Source organism: Pseudomonas sp. S3E12, assembly GCF_001702295.1.
In the GTDB taxonomy this organism is placed as follows: Bacteria; Pseudomonadota; Gammaproteobacteria; order Pseudomonadales; family Pseudomonadaceae; genus Aquipseudomonas; species Aquipseudomonas marginalis.
Genome location: NZ_MBDT01000002.1, coordinates 260,923 through 274,506 on the forward strand (window position 1 = coordinate 260,923; position 13,584 = coordinate 274,506).

Sequence of the window (13,584 nt, forward strand, 5' to 3'; positions counted from 1 at the left end):
GACGGAACCGGTTCGAAATATGGGAGGGGGCAAGCCCCCTCCCACATTTGCATTGCATTCCAACAGTCGTTATTCGGCGTCGCTGAAGTCGTAATGCAGCTCGTTATCCCGGCTGCTGATGCGCACACCGGCCAATGCCTTGCCTTCGAGCATGCGCGTGAGGAATTCACGGCTCATGTCCGGCAGCAGGCTATTGGTCAGGATGGTGTCGATCATGCGCCCGCCGCTTTCGGTCTCGGTGCAGCGCGAGACGATCAGGTCGACCACCGCGTCGTCGTAGTCGAAAGCAACCTTGTGCGTATTCTCCACGCGCTTTTTGATGCGGTTGAGTTGCAGGCGGGTGATCGCCTTGAGCATCTCGTCGCTCAGCGGGTAGTACGGGATCGTCACCAGGCGGCCGAGCAAGGCGGGCGGGAAGATCTCCAGCAGCGGCTGGCGCAGGGCCTTGGCGATTTCTTCCGGCTCGGGGATGTTCGCCGGGTCCTTGCAGACCTGGGAAATCAGCTCGGTACCGGCGTTGGTGGTCAACAGGATCAGGGTGTTCTTGAAGTCGATCACCCGGCCTTCACCGTCTTCCATCACGCCCTTGTCGAACACCTGGAAGAAGATTTCATGCACGTCCGGGTGGGCTTTTTCCACCTCGTCCAGCAGCACCACGCTGTAGGGCTTGCGCCGCACCGCTTCAGTCAGCACGCCGCCTTCGCCGTAGCCGATATAGCCCGGTGGCGCGCCCTTGAGGGTGGACACCGTGTGGGCTTCCTGGAACTCGCTCATGTTGATGGTGATCACGTTCTGCTCGCCGCCGTACATGGCTTCGGCCAGGGCCAGGGCGGTTTCGGTCTTGCCCACGCCGGAGGTGCCGGCCAGCATGAACACGCCAATCGGCTTGCTCGGGTTGTCGAGGCCGGCGCGGGAGGTCTGGATGCGCTTGGCGATCATCTGCAGGGCGTGGTCCTGGCCGATGATGCGTTTTTTCAGGTGCTGGTCGAGGTTGAGCACGGTTTCCAGTTCGTTGCGGGCCATGCGGCCCACCGGGATACCGGTCCAGTCGGCGACCACCGAGGCCACGGCCTGGTAATCCACGGTCGGCAGGATCAACGGGGTTTCGCCTTGCAGCGCGGTGAGGCGCTGTTGCAGGTCGACCAGTTGTGCGCGCAATTCATCGTTGCCGCTGTCCACGACGCCGGCCTTTTCGCGCAGGGTTGCACGGGTGGCGAGCAGCTCATCCACCAGGGCTTTCTCTTCGGCCCAGCGGCTTTCCAGGGTCGCCAGGCGCTCACGCTCGGCGCTTAACAGGGCTTCGCTGTTGCTCTGGCGCGCACCAATGGCAATGCCGATGGCATGCTCGCGGGCGATGATTTGCAGCTCGGTTTCCAGGGCTTCGATGCGGCGGCGGCTGTCGTCCACTTCGGCCGGCACCGCGTGCAGGCTGATGGCGACGCGGGCACAGGCGGTGTCCAGCAGGCTCACGGATTTATCCGGCAACTGACGCGCCGGGATATAGCGGTGGGACAGCTTCACCGAGGCTTCCAGGGCTTCGTCGAGGATCTGCACCTGGTGGTGCTTCTCCATGGTCGAGGCCACGCCGCGCATCATCAGCAGCGCCTTGTCTTCCGACGGCTCGGCCACTTGTACCACCTGGAAGCGGCGGGTCAGGGCCGGGTCTTTCTCGATGTGCTTCTTGTACTCGGCCCAGGTCGTCGCGGCCACGGTACGCAGGGTGCCACGGGCCAGGGCCGGCTTGAGCAGGTTGGCCGCATCACCGGTACCGGCAGCGCCACCGGCACCCACCAGGGTGTGGGCTTCGTCGATAAACAGGATGATCGGCTTGGGCGAGGCCTGGACGTCTTCGATGACCTGGCGCAGGCGCTGTTCGAACTCGCCTTTCATGCTTGCGCCGGCTTGCAGCAGGCCCACGTCGAGGCTGCGCAGTTCAACATCCTTGAGTGCGGGCGGCACGTCACCGGCGACGATGCGCAGGGCAAAACCTTCGACCACGGCGGTCTTGCCCACACCTGCCTCACCGGTGAGGATCGGGTTGTTCTGGCGGCGGCGCATGAGGATGTCCACCAATTGGCGGATCTCTTCGTCACGGCCCACGATCGGATCGAGCTTGCCGCTGCGCGCCTGTTCGGTCAGGTCAACGGTGAAACGCTTGAGGGCTTCCTGCTTGCCCATCGCACTCGGTGCCATGGCGCCGCTGGCCTCGCCCGGCACGGCGCCGGCATTGAAACCGTCGCTGGCAGTCAGGGCGTTTTCCGGCGAATCACCGACGTATTCGTCAAACCGCTCGCTCAGGGCTTCGGCCTTGATCTTGTCGAACTCCGAGGACAAGCCCAGCAGCGCATGGCGCAGGCTTGGCGTCTTGAGGATGCCCAGCACCAGGTAGCCGGTGCGCACCTGGCTTTCGCCGAACATCAGGCTGCCGTACACCCAGCCGCGCTCTACCGCCTCTTCCACGTGGGACGACAAGTCGGTGATCGACGTCGAGCCACGCGGCAGGCGGTCCAGGGCTTCGGTGAGGTCTCGGGCCAGGCGCGCCGGCTCGACGTTGAACTGGCGGATGATGCGGTGCAGGTCCGAGTCCTGCAGTTGCAGCAACTGGTGGAACCAGTGGGCCAGTTCCACGTACGGGTTGCCCCGCAGCTTGCAGAACACGGTGGCGGCTTCGATGGCCTTGTAGGCCACGCTGTTGAGTTTGCCGAACAGTGCGGCGCGACTGATTTCACCCATGCTCTGGATTCCTTGAGGTGGTGGCTTGATCGGCGTAATGCCGGGCCAGGATTAGGTCGTTGGCATCAACCGCAGGGCAGCCGAGCCAGGTGTTGAAGCCCAGACGGAACTGGCCATTGAGTTGCAGCGCCGGTACTTCGGGTTGTTGCAGAACCAGGTTCAAGTCCCAGTCCAATTCATGGCCCAGGTACTCGGCCACCCACGCCACCAGCTCGTTGAACGGCTGGCTGCCGGGCAGCATGCCCATGTAGTCGTCCAACTTGAGCGGGCCCAGACGGATGCGGAATTTATGCTGGCGGTCCCACACGTGGCTGCCCAGGCAGAAGTCCACCCCCAGCTGGTGGGCGCTCACGCCTACGCGGCTGCGCTCGGGCAGTTCCAGCCATTGGCCGACGTATTCTTCGATCTCCACCGGCAGGCCGAAATACTCGCCGAGGATCGCCTTCAAACCGTCCGGGTAGCGGGTTTGTGCCGACAGGTGGCCGCTGTAATGCAGCTTCGCCGTGTCCGGAATCAGCCCCTGGTTAAGCAGGCTCGGCATGCCCCGGCCACTCAAGGCCGCGAGGCGTGCGGACCAGTAGTCATCGTCCGGGCGATCGTGGCTGACCGTCGGCCGCGCCTCGGCCCAGGCCCGGTAAAACAGGCTCAGCAGGCGGTGGTGGAACACGTCCAGGAACTGCTTGCTGGTGCTGTCGGCGTTGTTGCGCTGGCGCTCGCGTACGTACTCGGTGATATGCAGCGGCAACGGACCGTTGGGGCCACCCAGGCCGAAGAAGAACTGTTCCAGCCGCGCCGGTTTGCCGTCGCCGCCGGGATCGACCGAGGCCAGGGTGGCCGGGGCGAAGGTGCAATCGGCCTGTTGCCCCAGGCGCAACGGGTCATCCGCCAGGCGCAGGGAATGGCCCAGGCGCGGCAGCTCGGGCGATTCGCACTCGATACGCCGCAACGCCTGGAAGAAATCGTATTCCCAGGGCTCCTGATGCATCGCATCCAACGTACTCACAGGGTCGGACGACGCCCGGGCTTGGCTTTCCATCGCATGATCTCGCCGCGTTCGGTGGTACGGATCACCGTCTCGGTAAAACTGTTGATCGACACGTAGCGTGCCAGGAAGCGCTCCAGCACCGCACCGAGCAGGAACACGCCGGTGCCGCGAAACGCGTTTTCATCGAACTCCAAGGTAATTTCCAGGCCGCGGCCAAACACAATCGGGCCGGGCATCGGCAGGCGCCGGGTAACGGCCTTGCTGCTGACATCGCGCAAGCCTTCGATCTGCAATTGCAGGGCCGCGTCGTTGCTGTCGCCATACAGGCGCAGCAGTTCGCGCAATGCCGCCGCGCCCTGGCCTTGCTCGCTCAGGGACAAATAGTTGAGCGACAGCTGGCTGATCAGGCGCCAGGCCTTGGCGTCATGGGCATGGCTGGCGCGTGGGCGGCTTGGCCCGGCGACGCAACGCACGGATAACACCGGCGCGCTGTCGGCCAGGGTGAAGTCGGTCTTGCCGTTGCCCACGCTCATGAACAACGGCAGGTCGCGGTTGGTGCACAGCGCGGTCACGCCGAGTTGGCGCAGGTCGTGGCGATACGGCGCCTGGCGGCTGTCGACCAGGCTGACAAAGGTTTCGCTGCCCACATAGGTGGAGCGCGGGCCGTTGCGGCGCTGGTCGCTGGACAGCACCCGCGGCTCGCGGCGCACGGTGTAGTACGCCTGGTCGCGGCCATAACGGGATGGATCGCGGACCGCATAGAACGGCAAAAAGGGCTGCTCTGGCCCGGTGCCATGGCCGGTGATGCCGCTCAACGAATGAATTTCGAAATCCATCGGCCGCGTGCGGTCGGCAATCACGTGGTGCTCGTTGACCCGGTCGGACAAGTGGATGCGGTCCACGCGCTTGGGGAACAGGTTGATCGCCGGGGTGCAGAACGGCAGGAACTGCGCTGCGCCGACGCTGCCTTCCAGGCTTGGCTCGTGACGGTCGAACAGCACGATCAGCTCCAGCTCCTGGCCGTCGCAACGTTTGACCGCGCGGCTCAGCTCGGCGAATTCGACGAACAGGAAGCGGTGGGGCAGGGCGAAGTATTCCTGCAACAGGCGATAGCCCTGGAAGGCCCGCGCGACCACCGGCATGGCCGCATCGGCATCATCGAAACCCCGCGAGCGCAGCGCGTCCTGGGGCAGGCGTTCGACCCAATCGCCACCGGGCTTGCGCGCAAACACCGCGCAGGCGTTGCCCAGCAGTTGTTCGTAAAGGCGGAACGGCTGCTCGTCGGCACCGCTGAGGTACAGGGGCAGGTTGTCCAAGTCGAGGCTGTTGAACGGCAATTCGGCGCCGGTGCGCAGGGTCAGGCGCAAGCCGGCCTTGGCTTTCGGCTCGCTGGCGGCCAGGCGCCCGAGCACGGCGGCAGGGTTGCCGAAGTACTCGGCGTTGCTCACCTGCAACGGCCACAACGTCACCGGATGCGCGGTGCGGTACTCGCAGCAGGTCTGGGTTTCGCGGCCCAGGGCGGCGCGCAACACGGTGTCGCGCGGCAGCGGGAAGCCGCTGGCCAGGGAGCCTTCGTCGGGGTCGGTGTGCAATTGCACCACGGTCATCGATGGCGTCGGCGCCAGGTAGTGCGGGTAGGCGATTTCCAGCAGGTTGTGGGTGAAGGTCGGGTACTCGGCGTCGAGTTTGAGCTGTACGCGGGCAGTGAGGTAGGCAAAGCCCTCAAGCAGGCGTTCGACGTACGGGTCGGCGCAGTCCATACCGGACAGGGTCAGCCGACTGGCGATCTTCGGGTATTCCTTGGCGAACTCCGCCGCGCTTTCGCGCACGTGGTGCAGTTCCTGGTTGTACAGCTCCAGCAGGCGCGGGTTCATGGGCGCCTCCGCTGGTCGGCATTCACCACGCGCACATGGCCGGATTCCAGGTCGAGGTCGGTTTGCAGCAACAGGCGCAAGGGCACCGGCTGTGCCCACAGGTCGCCTTCGATCTCGAAACTCAGGGCGTTGTGATTCATCTCGCCATGGCCGACGCGGGCCTTCACCCGCAGGGTATGGCGCAGGATGCGCGGTTCAAAGGTGGCAATCGCCTGGTAGATCAGGGCTTCCAGGGCCTTGATGTCGACGCTGGAAACGCTGTTGCCGGCCAGCGCCGGCAGGCCGTAATTGACCACCGAGGTACCGGCCTGTGTGTGCAGCGTGGCATCGGCATCGAGCAACGACGTGGTATTGAGCAGCCACGCCAGGTCGCGCAGCACCGAGGCTTTCAATTGGGTCAGGGACAGCACGCGTTTATCGGCGCTTTCCTTGGGATTGGTTGGGTCGTCGTCGGTCAACCGGTCCAGCAGGGACGGTTGCAGACGGTCGCGGGAAGCGATTTCAGTTACCACCAAAGCAGCTCCACGGACGGGTTGCGAGAGGGACAAAAGGCTTGTGGCCGTGGCGTAAAGCCACGGCCACAAGCGCTATCAGTGCTATCAGCGCTTGGTGTTGGAACGGATGTTCCAGCCAAACTTGATCGCGCCGCCGTCTTTGGTGCCGTCGGCTTTCTGCGGCTGGTAGTCGACCATCACTTGGGCGAAGTTCAGGGTGACGTTTTCAGTCAGGCGGTCATCGCCGCCCGAACCGCCGGTGCTCAGGGACGTTACCAGCACTTCTTCCAGGTTGATCACCATGTACTCGACCTGGCTTTCGCCACCGGCCTTGCGCACGGTCAGCTTGACCTTGTCGATGTGCTTGCCGCTGGCGCAGTGCATCATCAGGTTCGGCGAGGCCTTGTCGACGTACTTGGTCAGCGACAGGTCCTGGATGTTCACCTTGCCCGCGCCGCCGCCACCGCCAACGTGCATGTTGCCGGACTGGGCCATGCCCCAGCTCCAGTTCAGTACGTCGATTTCGTCCTTGTGGGCCTTGTCCATGGACTCGCCCTTGATGTCGCCGATCTTGATGAAAATATCAACAGCCATGTTTTCTCCCTGTGTGGTCTCAGCCACTGTATTTGTTAACGCCGCCGACCCCTGTAGGAGCGAGCTTGCTCGCGAAGGTCGTCAACGGTGACGCGGGCATCCTGGATGAACGCAGCGCCTTCAAGTTTTTCGCGAGCAAGCTCGCTCCTACAGGGAGCGAGCCAGTCCCGATTTTTTACGCGCTTTTCGCCGAAGGCAGCTTCGATACCAGACGCAACGATACGGTCAGCCCTTCGAGCTGGTAGTGCGGGCGCAGGTAGAACTTGGAGTTGTAGTACCCCGGGTTGCCCTCGACGTCTTCCACGATCACCTCGGCGGCGGCCAACGGGTGCTGGGCCTTGGTGGTTTCGGTGGAGTGCGCCGGGTCACCGTCGACGTAGTTGAGGATCCAGTCCTGCAACCAGCGCTGCATCTCGTCCTTCTCTTTGAAGGAACCGATCTTGTCGCGCACGATGCACTTCAAGTAGTGCGCGAAACGGCAAGTAGCGAACAGGTACGGCAGGCGCGCGGCCAGGTTGGCGTTGGCGGTGGCGTCCGGGTCGTCGTATTCGGCCGGCTTCTGCAACGACTGGGCGCCGATGAACGCGGCGAAGTCAGTGTTTTTCTTGTGCAGCAGCGGCATGAAACCGTTCTTCGCCAGTTCCGCTTCACGGCGGTCGCTGATGGCGATTTCGGTCGGGCACTTCATGTCCACGCCACCGTCATCGGTAGGGAACGTGTGGGCCGGCAGGTTTTCCACTTCACCGCCGGACTCCACGCCACGGATGCGCGAGCACCAGCCGTAGTGCTTGAACGAACGGTTGATGTTCACCGCCATCGCGTAGGCAGCGTTGGCCCAGGTGTACTTGGAGCTGTCGGCGCCGTCGGTGTTTTCTTCGAAGGCGAAGGCTTCCACCGGGTCGGTCTTGGCGCCATAGGGCAGGCGCGCCAGGAAGCGCGGCATGGTCAGGCCGATGTAGCGCGAGTCTTCCGATTCACGCAGCGAGCGCCAGCCGGCGTATTCCGGGGTGGTGAAGATCTTGGTCAGGTCGCGCGGGTTCGACAGTTCCTGCCACGAGCCCATGCCCATCACGGTCGGCGATGCCGCAGCAATGAACGGGGCGTGCATGGCGGCGCAGACTTTCGACAGCTCGCCCAGCAGTTCCACGTCCGGTGGCGACTGGTCGAAGTAGTAGTCGCCCACCAGGCAACCATAGGGTTCGCCGCCGAACTGGCCGTATTCTTCTTCGTACATCTTCTTGAAGAGCGGGCTCTGGTCCCACGCGGTGCCCTTGAATTTCTTCAGGGTCTTGTGCAGGTCCGGCTTGGAGATGTTGAGCACGCGAATCTTCAGCTGCTCATCGCTCTCGGTGTTATTGACCAGGTAGTGCAGGCCACGCCAGGCGCTTTCCAGCTGCTGGAAATCCTGGTGGTGGATGATCTGGTTGACCTGGGCAGTGAGCTTGGCGTCGATGGCGGCGATGATCGATTCGATCGATTTGATCGCGTCGTTGGACACCAGGTCGGTTTGCGCCAGGGCCTGTTCGGCCAGGGTGCGCACGGCGGTTTCCACGGCTTCGCGGGCACGCTCGGTCTTGGGCTTGAATTCCTGCATCAACAAGGATGCGAACTCGCTGGTTTCCTCGGTTGCACCCAGGCTCTGGGCGCCTTCGCGGGCGGTATTGTCAGTCATGATTACTGGTCCCCTGCAGGCTTAGGCGCACTGGCAAGTGCCTGGAGCAGTGCCGGGTCCTTGATCGCCTTCATGATGATTTCTTCAGCGCCAGTCTTGCCGTCCATGTAGGTCAGCAGGTTGGCCAGCTGGGTGCGGGCTTCGAGCAGCTGCTTGAGCGAGTCGACCTTGCGGGCCACGGCGGCCGGGCTGAAGTCGTCCATGCTTTCGAAGGTGATGTCCAGGCTCAGGTTGCCTTCGCCGGTCAGCTCGTTGGGTACGTGGAACGCCACGCGCGGCTGCATGGCCTTGAGGCGCGAGTCGAAGTTGTCGACGTCCACTTCAAGGAACTTGCGGTCGGCCACCGGCGCCAGAGGCTCGGCAGGCTTGCCGGCGAGGTCGGCCATCACACCCATCACGAAGGGCAGCTGGACCTTTTTCTCGGCGCCGTAGAGCTCGACGTCGTACTCGATCTGCACTCGAGGCGCGCGGTTGCGCGCGATGAATTTCTGAGAACTTTGCTTCGCCACGTTGCTGCTCCTGGTCGCTTGAGCGACGGTGTTGTTACTGCGCAGTCGAGCGGCTTACTCGCCGTCCGGGCCGCGCAGGTTTTCAAATTGGGACATCCCATCGGGAATCAGATTGCGCACGATGGCCGCGAAGTCGGCGTGCACAAGATGCTTGGCCCGGTTCAGCAACACCGGCAACGGGCTCGAAGGCTCGTGCCGGGTGTAATACGCAAGGATCTTGTCGAGGCTGCGCAGCACGTCATCACGGTTGCTGATGTCGCCGCTGGGGCGAGGTGCGGCGGGGGCAGCGGCGAAGTCCACCGAGGGGGCATTGTCGTCACTGACGGCCTCGGGTTCGCTGCCGGCAGCGCTGTTCGGAACAAACTGATTAAGCACCTGCAGCGCCTGCTTGAGCGGTTGCTTCAACAGGCTGAGGTCCACGCCTTGGGCGGAACCCACCTGGTCGCTGACCTGCTGCTCGATGGCTTCGCAGGCGGCGCGTGCGGCGCTCAAGGCGTCGCGGGTGGCTTGCAGGTGTTCGGGGTCGCTGTCGAGGAACGCGGCGTTGAGCTGCTGGGCGCCGAGCTGTTCGTCGGGGAAACTCATCAGGCCGCTGGCGTTCAGCGCGGCGCGCAGGCTCACAGGGCCGAAGGTGCGCGAGCGCGTGAGAATGCTCTCGCGCAGCAGACGAATGGTTGCGTCGCTGGTCAGGCCGGAGAGGGCGTTGATGCGTACGGTGGGGTCGTTATCGTCGTCGGCATCCAGGCGCGGGTGCAGGTCGGCCCAGTATTCGCGCAGCAGCGCATTGATCAACGTGAGGACTTCAGCCAGCCCGGCCGCACCCTGGAGGGCGAGGGAGCTTTGCAACAGGAAATGGGTGATGCGCAGGTCTTTGCTGCGCTGCAGCAAGTCGAGGCTCTGCTGCTGGATGCTGCGCCATTCCGGCGGCTCGGCGGGCAGGATCGAATCGCCCATGCTGCGCTCGGGTTGGCCCTTGGCATCACGCTCCAGCTGGAGAAAATCCGCGTCATATTCCATGTCTTCGCCACAGGGCGAACTCGCGGAAACGGCGGTGAGCAGCAACGGCACATCCACTGAAATTGATCTCCCTATCAGCCCGTTACATGGCGGGCAATGCATGCATTAGTTGCGCAAGGAACTTTGCATGTTTTCTTGGTCATATAAGAAGATGCCACTAATGTGCCATCACTGGTATTCAAGAAGTTGTGCATTTTTGGTGTAGTACTTATGCCTTGTCAAGGTAAGCTATTCGCCCTCTGTGACAGATGTGCGGTGCTTAACAACCTGCGCGACTGGTGGGTCGAACGACGCACCGGCATAGGATTTTTGTCATGGAGCCCAGTTAAGATCAGCGATCATGCTGGCATCAGCAGGTTTTGAACGGTCGATTGCACGACCTGATGGGGATCTCCCGGGCGTCGCTGTCCCTGGGGTCGACTGCGCGCGAAGTATCAGCAAGGAGGCAAGATGTCGCTGTGTTTGACTATCACTAGTTATCACAAGATTACCCCCGGGCAATGCTCGGAAAAGTCCATGAACCAGGGCTCGATGGCTATCGGCCGCAGCTCGGATAATGACTGGGTATTGCCTGATCCCGAGCGCCTGGTGTCTTCGCAGCACTGCGTTATTCAATACAAAGATGGTCGTTATTATTTAACCGATAACAGTACAAACGGGGTGGAGTTGGTTAACGCCGGCATCCGTTTGCGCAGGGGTAACAGCGAGCTGTTGCAGGATGGCGAGCTGATCCGCATCGGCGATTACGAGATCCAGGCGCGGATCGACTTCAACGTGCAGGCCATCGACAGCCAGCCATTCGCCGGTGATTCGCCGAACAGCTTTGAGGCCCTGATGGGCGCCGTGGCGAACAAGCCCGCGCCGACGCCGGTGATTGCCCCGCAATTCCAGGGCGCTTCGTCGATGGACACGCTGCCGGACCTGTTCGACTTCCTCAGCCCTACCGCCGTGCCGCCGCCCACCGTGGCCGACCATGTTCCCAGCGAACAACACGACTTCCGCCCGCCGACCCCGGTGGCGGTACCCGTGGTCGAGACGCCTGTGGTCTCGGGCTCGGTGATTCCCGAAGACTGGGACCTGTTTGGCGACACGCCAGCGCCGTTGGCCAGTGCGCCGCCACCTCTGCCACCGCCACCCGCACCGATCATCCAGCCGCCACCCGTGGTCGAGCCAGCGCCCCCTATGGCCGACACCCGGCAGCCCGATCTCTTGCAAGCCTTCCTGCGCGGTGCCGGCCTGGACCAGCTGCGCCTGGACAAGGCCCAGGCAGAGGCGCAGATGGAAAACATCGGCCGCAGCTACCGCCTGATGGTCGAAGGCCTGATCGACGTATTGCGTGCCCGCGCCAGCCTCAAGGGCGAGTTCCGCATGCAGCAGACCATGATCCAGCCTGCCGAAAACAATCCGTTGAAATTCGCACCGAATGCCGACGAAGCATTACTGCTTTTGCTTCGCCACGGTAACCAGGCGTTTATGGCGCCGGACATTGCCGTGCGCGACAGTTTTGATGACCTGCGCGCCCACCAACTGGCAGTGATGGCCGGCGTAGAAGCGGCGATCAAACACCTGCTCACGCGCTTTGAACCGGCACAACTGGAAGAGCGCATGGGCAAGCCCGGCGGGCTGTCGAACCTGTTCGCCGGCTCGCGCCAGGCCCAGTACTGGCAGCAGTTCACCGAGCTCTACAGCAATATTTCCCGCGAGGCCCAGGAAGATTTCCAGGACCTGTTCGGCCGTGAATTCAGCCGGGCCTACGAAGAACACAGCGCGCGACAGCGTCGGTAAAACCGCGCCGCAACCTATGGATTAACGGATAGCTAAGTACGTCATTGAGGACGCAGGATGATTCCCAGGTTTTTACTCGCAGTCGCCACCGCGCTGCTGCTGACCGCGTGCGCCAAGGACGCGGTCAAACCCGAAACGGCTGCTGAGGCCGAAGTGGACACCGCCGCCGTCGAGCTGCACTTCCACGCCATTGCCGGGCTTAACCCCGGCGCCAACGGCCAGGCCGCGCCGGTGCGGGTGCGCATTTTCGAACTGAAGAACGCCGCCACCTTCGCCCGCTCCGATTACTTCGCCCTGGCCGACCGTGCGCAATCGACCCTCGGCCTGGACCTGCTGGACCAGGACGAAGTCATGGTGCAACCCGGCCAGCAACTGAGCATCCAGCGCGACCTCGACCCCTCCACGCGCCAGATCGGCTTGTTGGTGGGTTATCGCGAGTTGGACCGCGCGCAATGGCGCACGGTGATCAACGTGCCGGCGCGCCAATACACCGAATACCAGATCAGCCTCGATGTGCGTGCCGTGCGCGCCGACGTCGTGGTCACCCCATCCAGCCCTGCCCAATAAGAAGCAATCGGAGCTCCCCATGTCCTGGAACAATCGCGTGGTCTGGTCGGAAGGCATGTTCATCGGAACGCAGCACTTCCAGCAGCATGACCGTTACCTGGAAAACCTGATCGACGCCCGCAGCCGCCCGTTGTCCGCCGGCGCCTGGGGGTTTTCCGAATTGCTGATCGACCAGGGCCTGCTGGCCCAGGGCAAGCTGGCCATCGTCTCGGCGCGCGGCCTGTTGCCCGACGGCACGCCGTTCAATATCCCCCAGGATGACCTGGCGCCCAGCCCGCTGAATATCGACGACAACCTGCGCGATGGCCTGGTCTACCTGGCCTTGCCCCTCAAGCGTGCGGGTGCCCGCGACACCGTGGATGAGGGCGAACCCCTGGAAGCCGCGCGCTACGTGAGCCAAGTGCGCGAAGTGCGCGATGACAACGCGCCGTTCGAAAACCGCGCGCCGGTGGCCGTGGGCTCCCGGGCCCTGCGCTTGCTGACCGCCCAGGATGGCATCAGCGACTACGCCGCCGTGGGCCTGGTGCGCATCAAGGAAAAGCGCGCCGACCGTGCGCTGGTTCTCGACGACAGCTACATCCCGCCGGTGCTGGACGTGGCCGCGAGCAAGCCGTTGAGCGCGTTTCGCAGCGAACTGCTGGGCCTGCTGCACCAGCGCGGCGAAGCCCTGGCGGGCCGCGTGGTTGCCTCGGGGGCGGGCGGTGCGTCGGAGATCGCCGACTTCATGCTGCTGCAACTGGTCAACCGCGCCCAGCCGCTGATCCAGCATTTCAGCCAGTTGAGCCCGCTGCACCCGGAGCGCTTTTTCAGCGAACTGATCAGCCTGGCCGGTGAGTTCTCGACCTTTTCCACCTCGGGCCGTCGTCCCCAGGAATACCCGCAATACCAGCACGACGACCTGGCCCTGAGCTTCGCCCCGGTCATGGCGGCCCTGCGCGAAGCCCTGTCGATGCTGATCGACAGCAAGGCCACGCCGATCCCGATTGTCGAGAAAGCCTACGGCGTCCACGTGGCCATGCTGGCCGACAAGACCCTGCTCGACAGCGCCAGCTTCATCCTCGTGGTCCGTGCCGATGTGCCCGGCGAAACCCTGCGTGCGCGCTTCGGCCAGCAGAGCAAGGTCGGATCGGTGGAGCACATCCGCGACCTGGTCAACCTGCAACTGCCGGGCATCACCTTGCTGCCGTTGCCAGTGGCGCCGCGCCAACTGCCGTACCACGCAGGCTCGACCTACTACGAGCTGGACCGTGGCAGCGAGCATTGGCAGCAACTGGGCAATTCCGGTGGTTTTGCCTTCCATATCGCCGGGCAGTTCCCGGGCTTGAACCTGGCCTTCTGGGCGATCCGAGGATAA

11 protein-coding genes are annotated in these 13,584 nt (G+C 63.5%); 3 read left to right on the forward strand and 8 right to left on the reverse strand.

Annotated features, from left to right (window positions below; translation table 11 throughout):
* Nucleotides 1-69 precede the first annotated feature (69 nt).
* From tssH to tssA, 8 genes are all read right to left on the reverse strand, one after another.
* Nucleotides 70-2,733, reverse strand: a complete 2,664-nt coding sequence (tssH, locus tag BB029_RS01215; RefSeq protein WP_065937971.1) for a type VI secretion system ATPase TssH — start codon at nt 2,731-2,733, stop codon at nt 70-72.
* Nucleotides 2,726-3,769 (reverse strand): type VI secretion system baseplate subunit TssG, encoded by a 1,044-nt coding sequence (tssG, locus tag BB029_RS01220; protein ID WP_027608261.1) that lies wholly within the window; start codon nt 3,767-3,769, stop codon nt 2,726-2,728. Before tssG ends, tssH begins: the two co-directional genes overlap by 8 nt.
* Nucleotides 3,733-5,592, reverse strand: a complete 1,860-nt coding sequence (gene tssF / locus BB029_RS01225; protein WP_065937972.1) for a type VI secretion system baseplate subunit TssF — start codon at nt 5,590-5,592, stop codon at nt 3,733-3,735. The genes tssG and tssF overlap by 37 nt, the downstream gene beginning before the upstream one ends.
* Nucleotides 5,589-6,104, reverse strand: a complete 516-nt coding sequence (gene tssE / locus BB029_RS01230; protein ID WP_027608263.1) for a type VI secretion system baseplate subunit TssE — start codon at nt 6,102-6,104, stop codon at nt 5,589-5,591. Before tssE ends, tssF begins: the two co-directional genes overlap by 4 nt.
* Before the next feature lie 87 nt (nt 6,105-6,191).
* Nucleotides 6,192-6,680 carry a type VI secretion system tube protein Hcp gene (locus tag BB029_RS01235; protein ID WP_015886558.1) on the reverse strand — a complete coding sequence of 163 codons (489 nt, stop codon included), beginning with the start codon at nt 6,678-6,680 and terminating at the stop codon, nt 6,192-6,194.
* A gap of 175 nt (nt 6,681-6,855) precedes the next feature.
* Nucleotides 6,856-8,352: a type VI secretion system contractile sheath large subunit gene (gene tssC, locus BB029_RS01240; protein WP_065926733.1), complete on the reverse strand. Its 1,497-nt coding sequence runs from the start codon at nt 8,350-8,352 to the stop codon at nt 6,856-6,858.
* A gap of 2 nt (nt 8,353-8,354) precedes the next feature.
* Complete coding sequence (gene tssB / locus BB029_RS01245; RefSeq protein ID WP_017135823.1) at nt 8,355-8,861, reverse strand: type VI secretion system contractile sheath small subunit; 507 nt, start codon at nt 8,859-8,861, stop codon at nt 8,355-8,357.
* Between the two features lie 54 nt (nt 8,862-8,915).
* Entirely contained in the window at nt 8,916-9,935 is a 1,020-nt protein-coding gene (gene tssA, locus BB029_RS01250; protein ID WP_065937973.1) for a type VI secretion system protein TssA, read from the reverse strand.
* Nucleotides 9,936-10,328: 393 nt separating this feature from the next.
* Between tssA and tagH the strand changes: the two genes are divergently transcribed.
* From tagH to tssK, 3 genes are read left to right on the forward strand one after another with little or no spacing between them, the layout of a single operon-like run.
* On the forward strand, nt 10,329-11,663 hold the full coding sequence (gene tagH / locus BB029_RS01255; RefSeq protein ID WP_065937974.1) for a type VI secretion system-associated FHA domain protein TagH: 1,335 nt from the start codon (nt 10,329-10,331) through the stop codon (nt 11,661-11,663).
* A gap of 57 nt (nt 11,664-11,720) precedes the next feature.
* Nucleotides 11,721-12,230, forward strand: a complete 510-nt coding sequence (gene tssJ / locus BB029_RS01260; RefSeq protein WP_065937975.1) for a type VI secretion system lipoprotein TssJ — start codon at nt 11,721-11,723, stop codon at nt 12,228-12,230.
* A gap of 19 nt (nt 12,231-12,249) precedes the next feature.
* Entirely contained in the window at nt 12,250-13,584 is a 1,335-nt protein-coding gene (gene tssK, locus BB029_RS01265; RefSeq protein ID WP_065937976.1) for a type VI secretion system baseplate subunit TssK, read from the forward strand.

Coding starts and splice junctions, on each gene's coding strand:
- tssC (WP_065926733.1), bottom strand. CDS start 8,352: ATGACTGACAATACCGCCCGCGAAGGCGCCCAGAGCCTGGGTGCAACC.
- BB029_RS01235 (WP_015886558.1), bottom strand. CDS start 6,680: ATGGCTGTTGATATTTTCATCAAGATCGGCGACATCAAGGGCGAGTCC.
- tssF (WP_065937972.1), bottom strand. CDS start 5,592: ATGAACCCGCGCCTGCTGGAGCTGTACAACCAGGAACTGCACCACGTG.
- tssJ (WP_065937975.1), top strand. CDS start 11,721: ATGATTCCCAGGTTTTTACTCGCAGTCGCCACCGCGCTGCTGCTGACC.
- tssH (WP_065937971.1), bottom strand. CDS start 2,733: ATGGGTGAAATCAGTCGCGCCGCACTGTTCGGCAAACTCAACAGCGTG.
- tssG (WP_027608261.1), bottom strand. CDS start 3,769: ATGGAAAGCCAAGCCCGGGCGTCGTCCGACCCTGTGAGTACGTTGGAT.
- tssK (WP_065937976.1), top strand. CDS start 12,250: ATGTCCTGGAACAATCGCGTGGTCTGGTCGGAAGGCATGTTCATCGGA.
- tagH (WP_065937974.1), top strand. CDS start 10,329: ATGTCGCTGTGTTTGACTATCACTAGTTATCACAAGATTACCCCCGGG.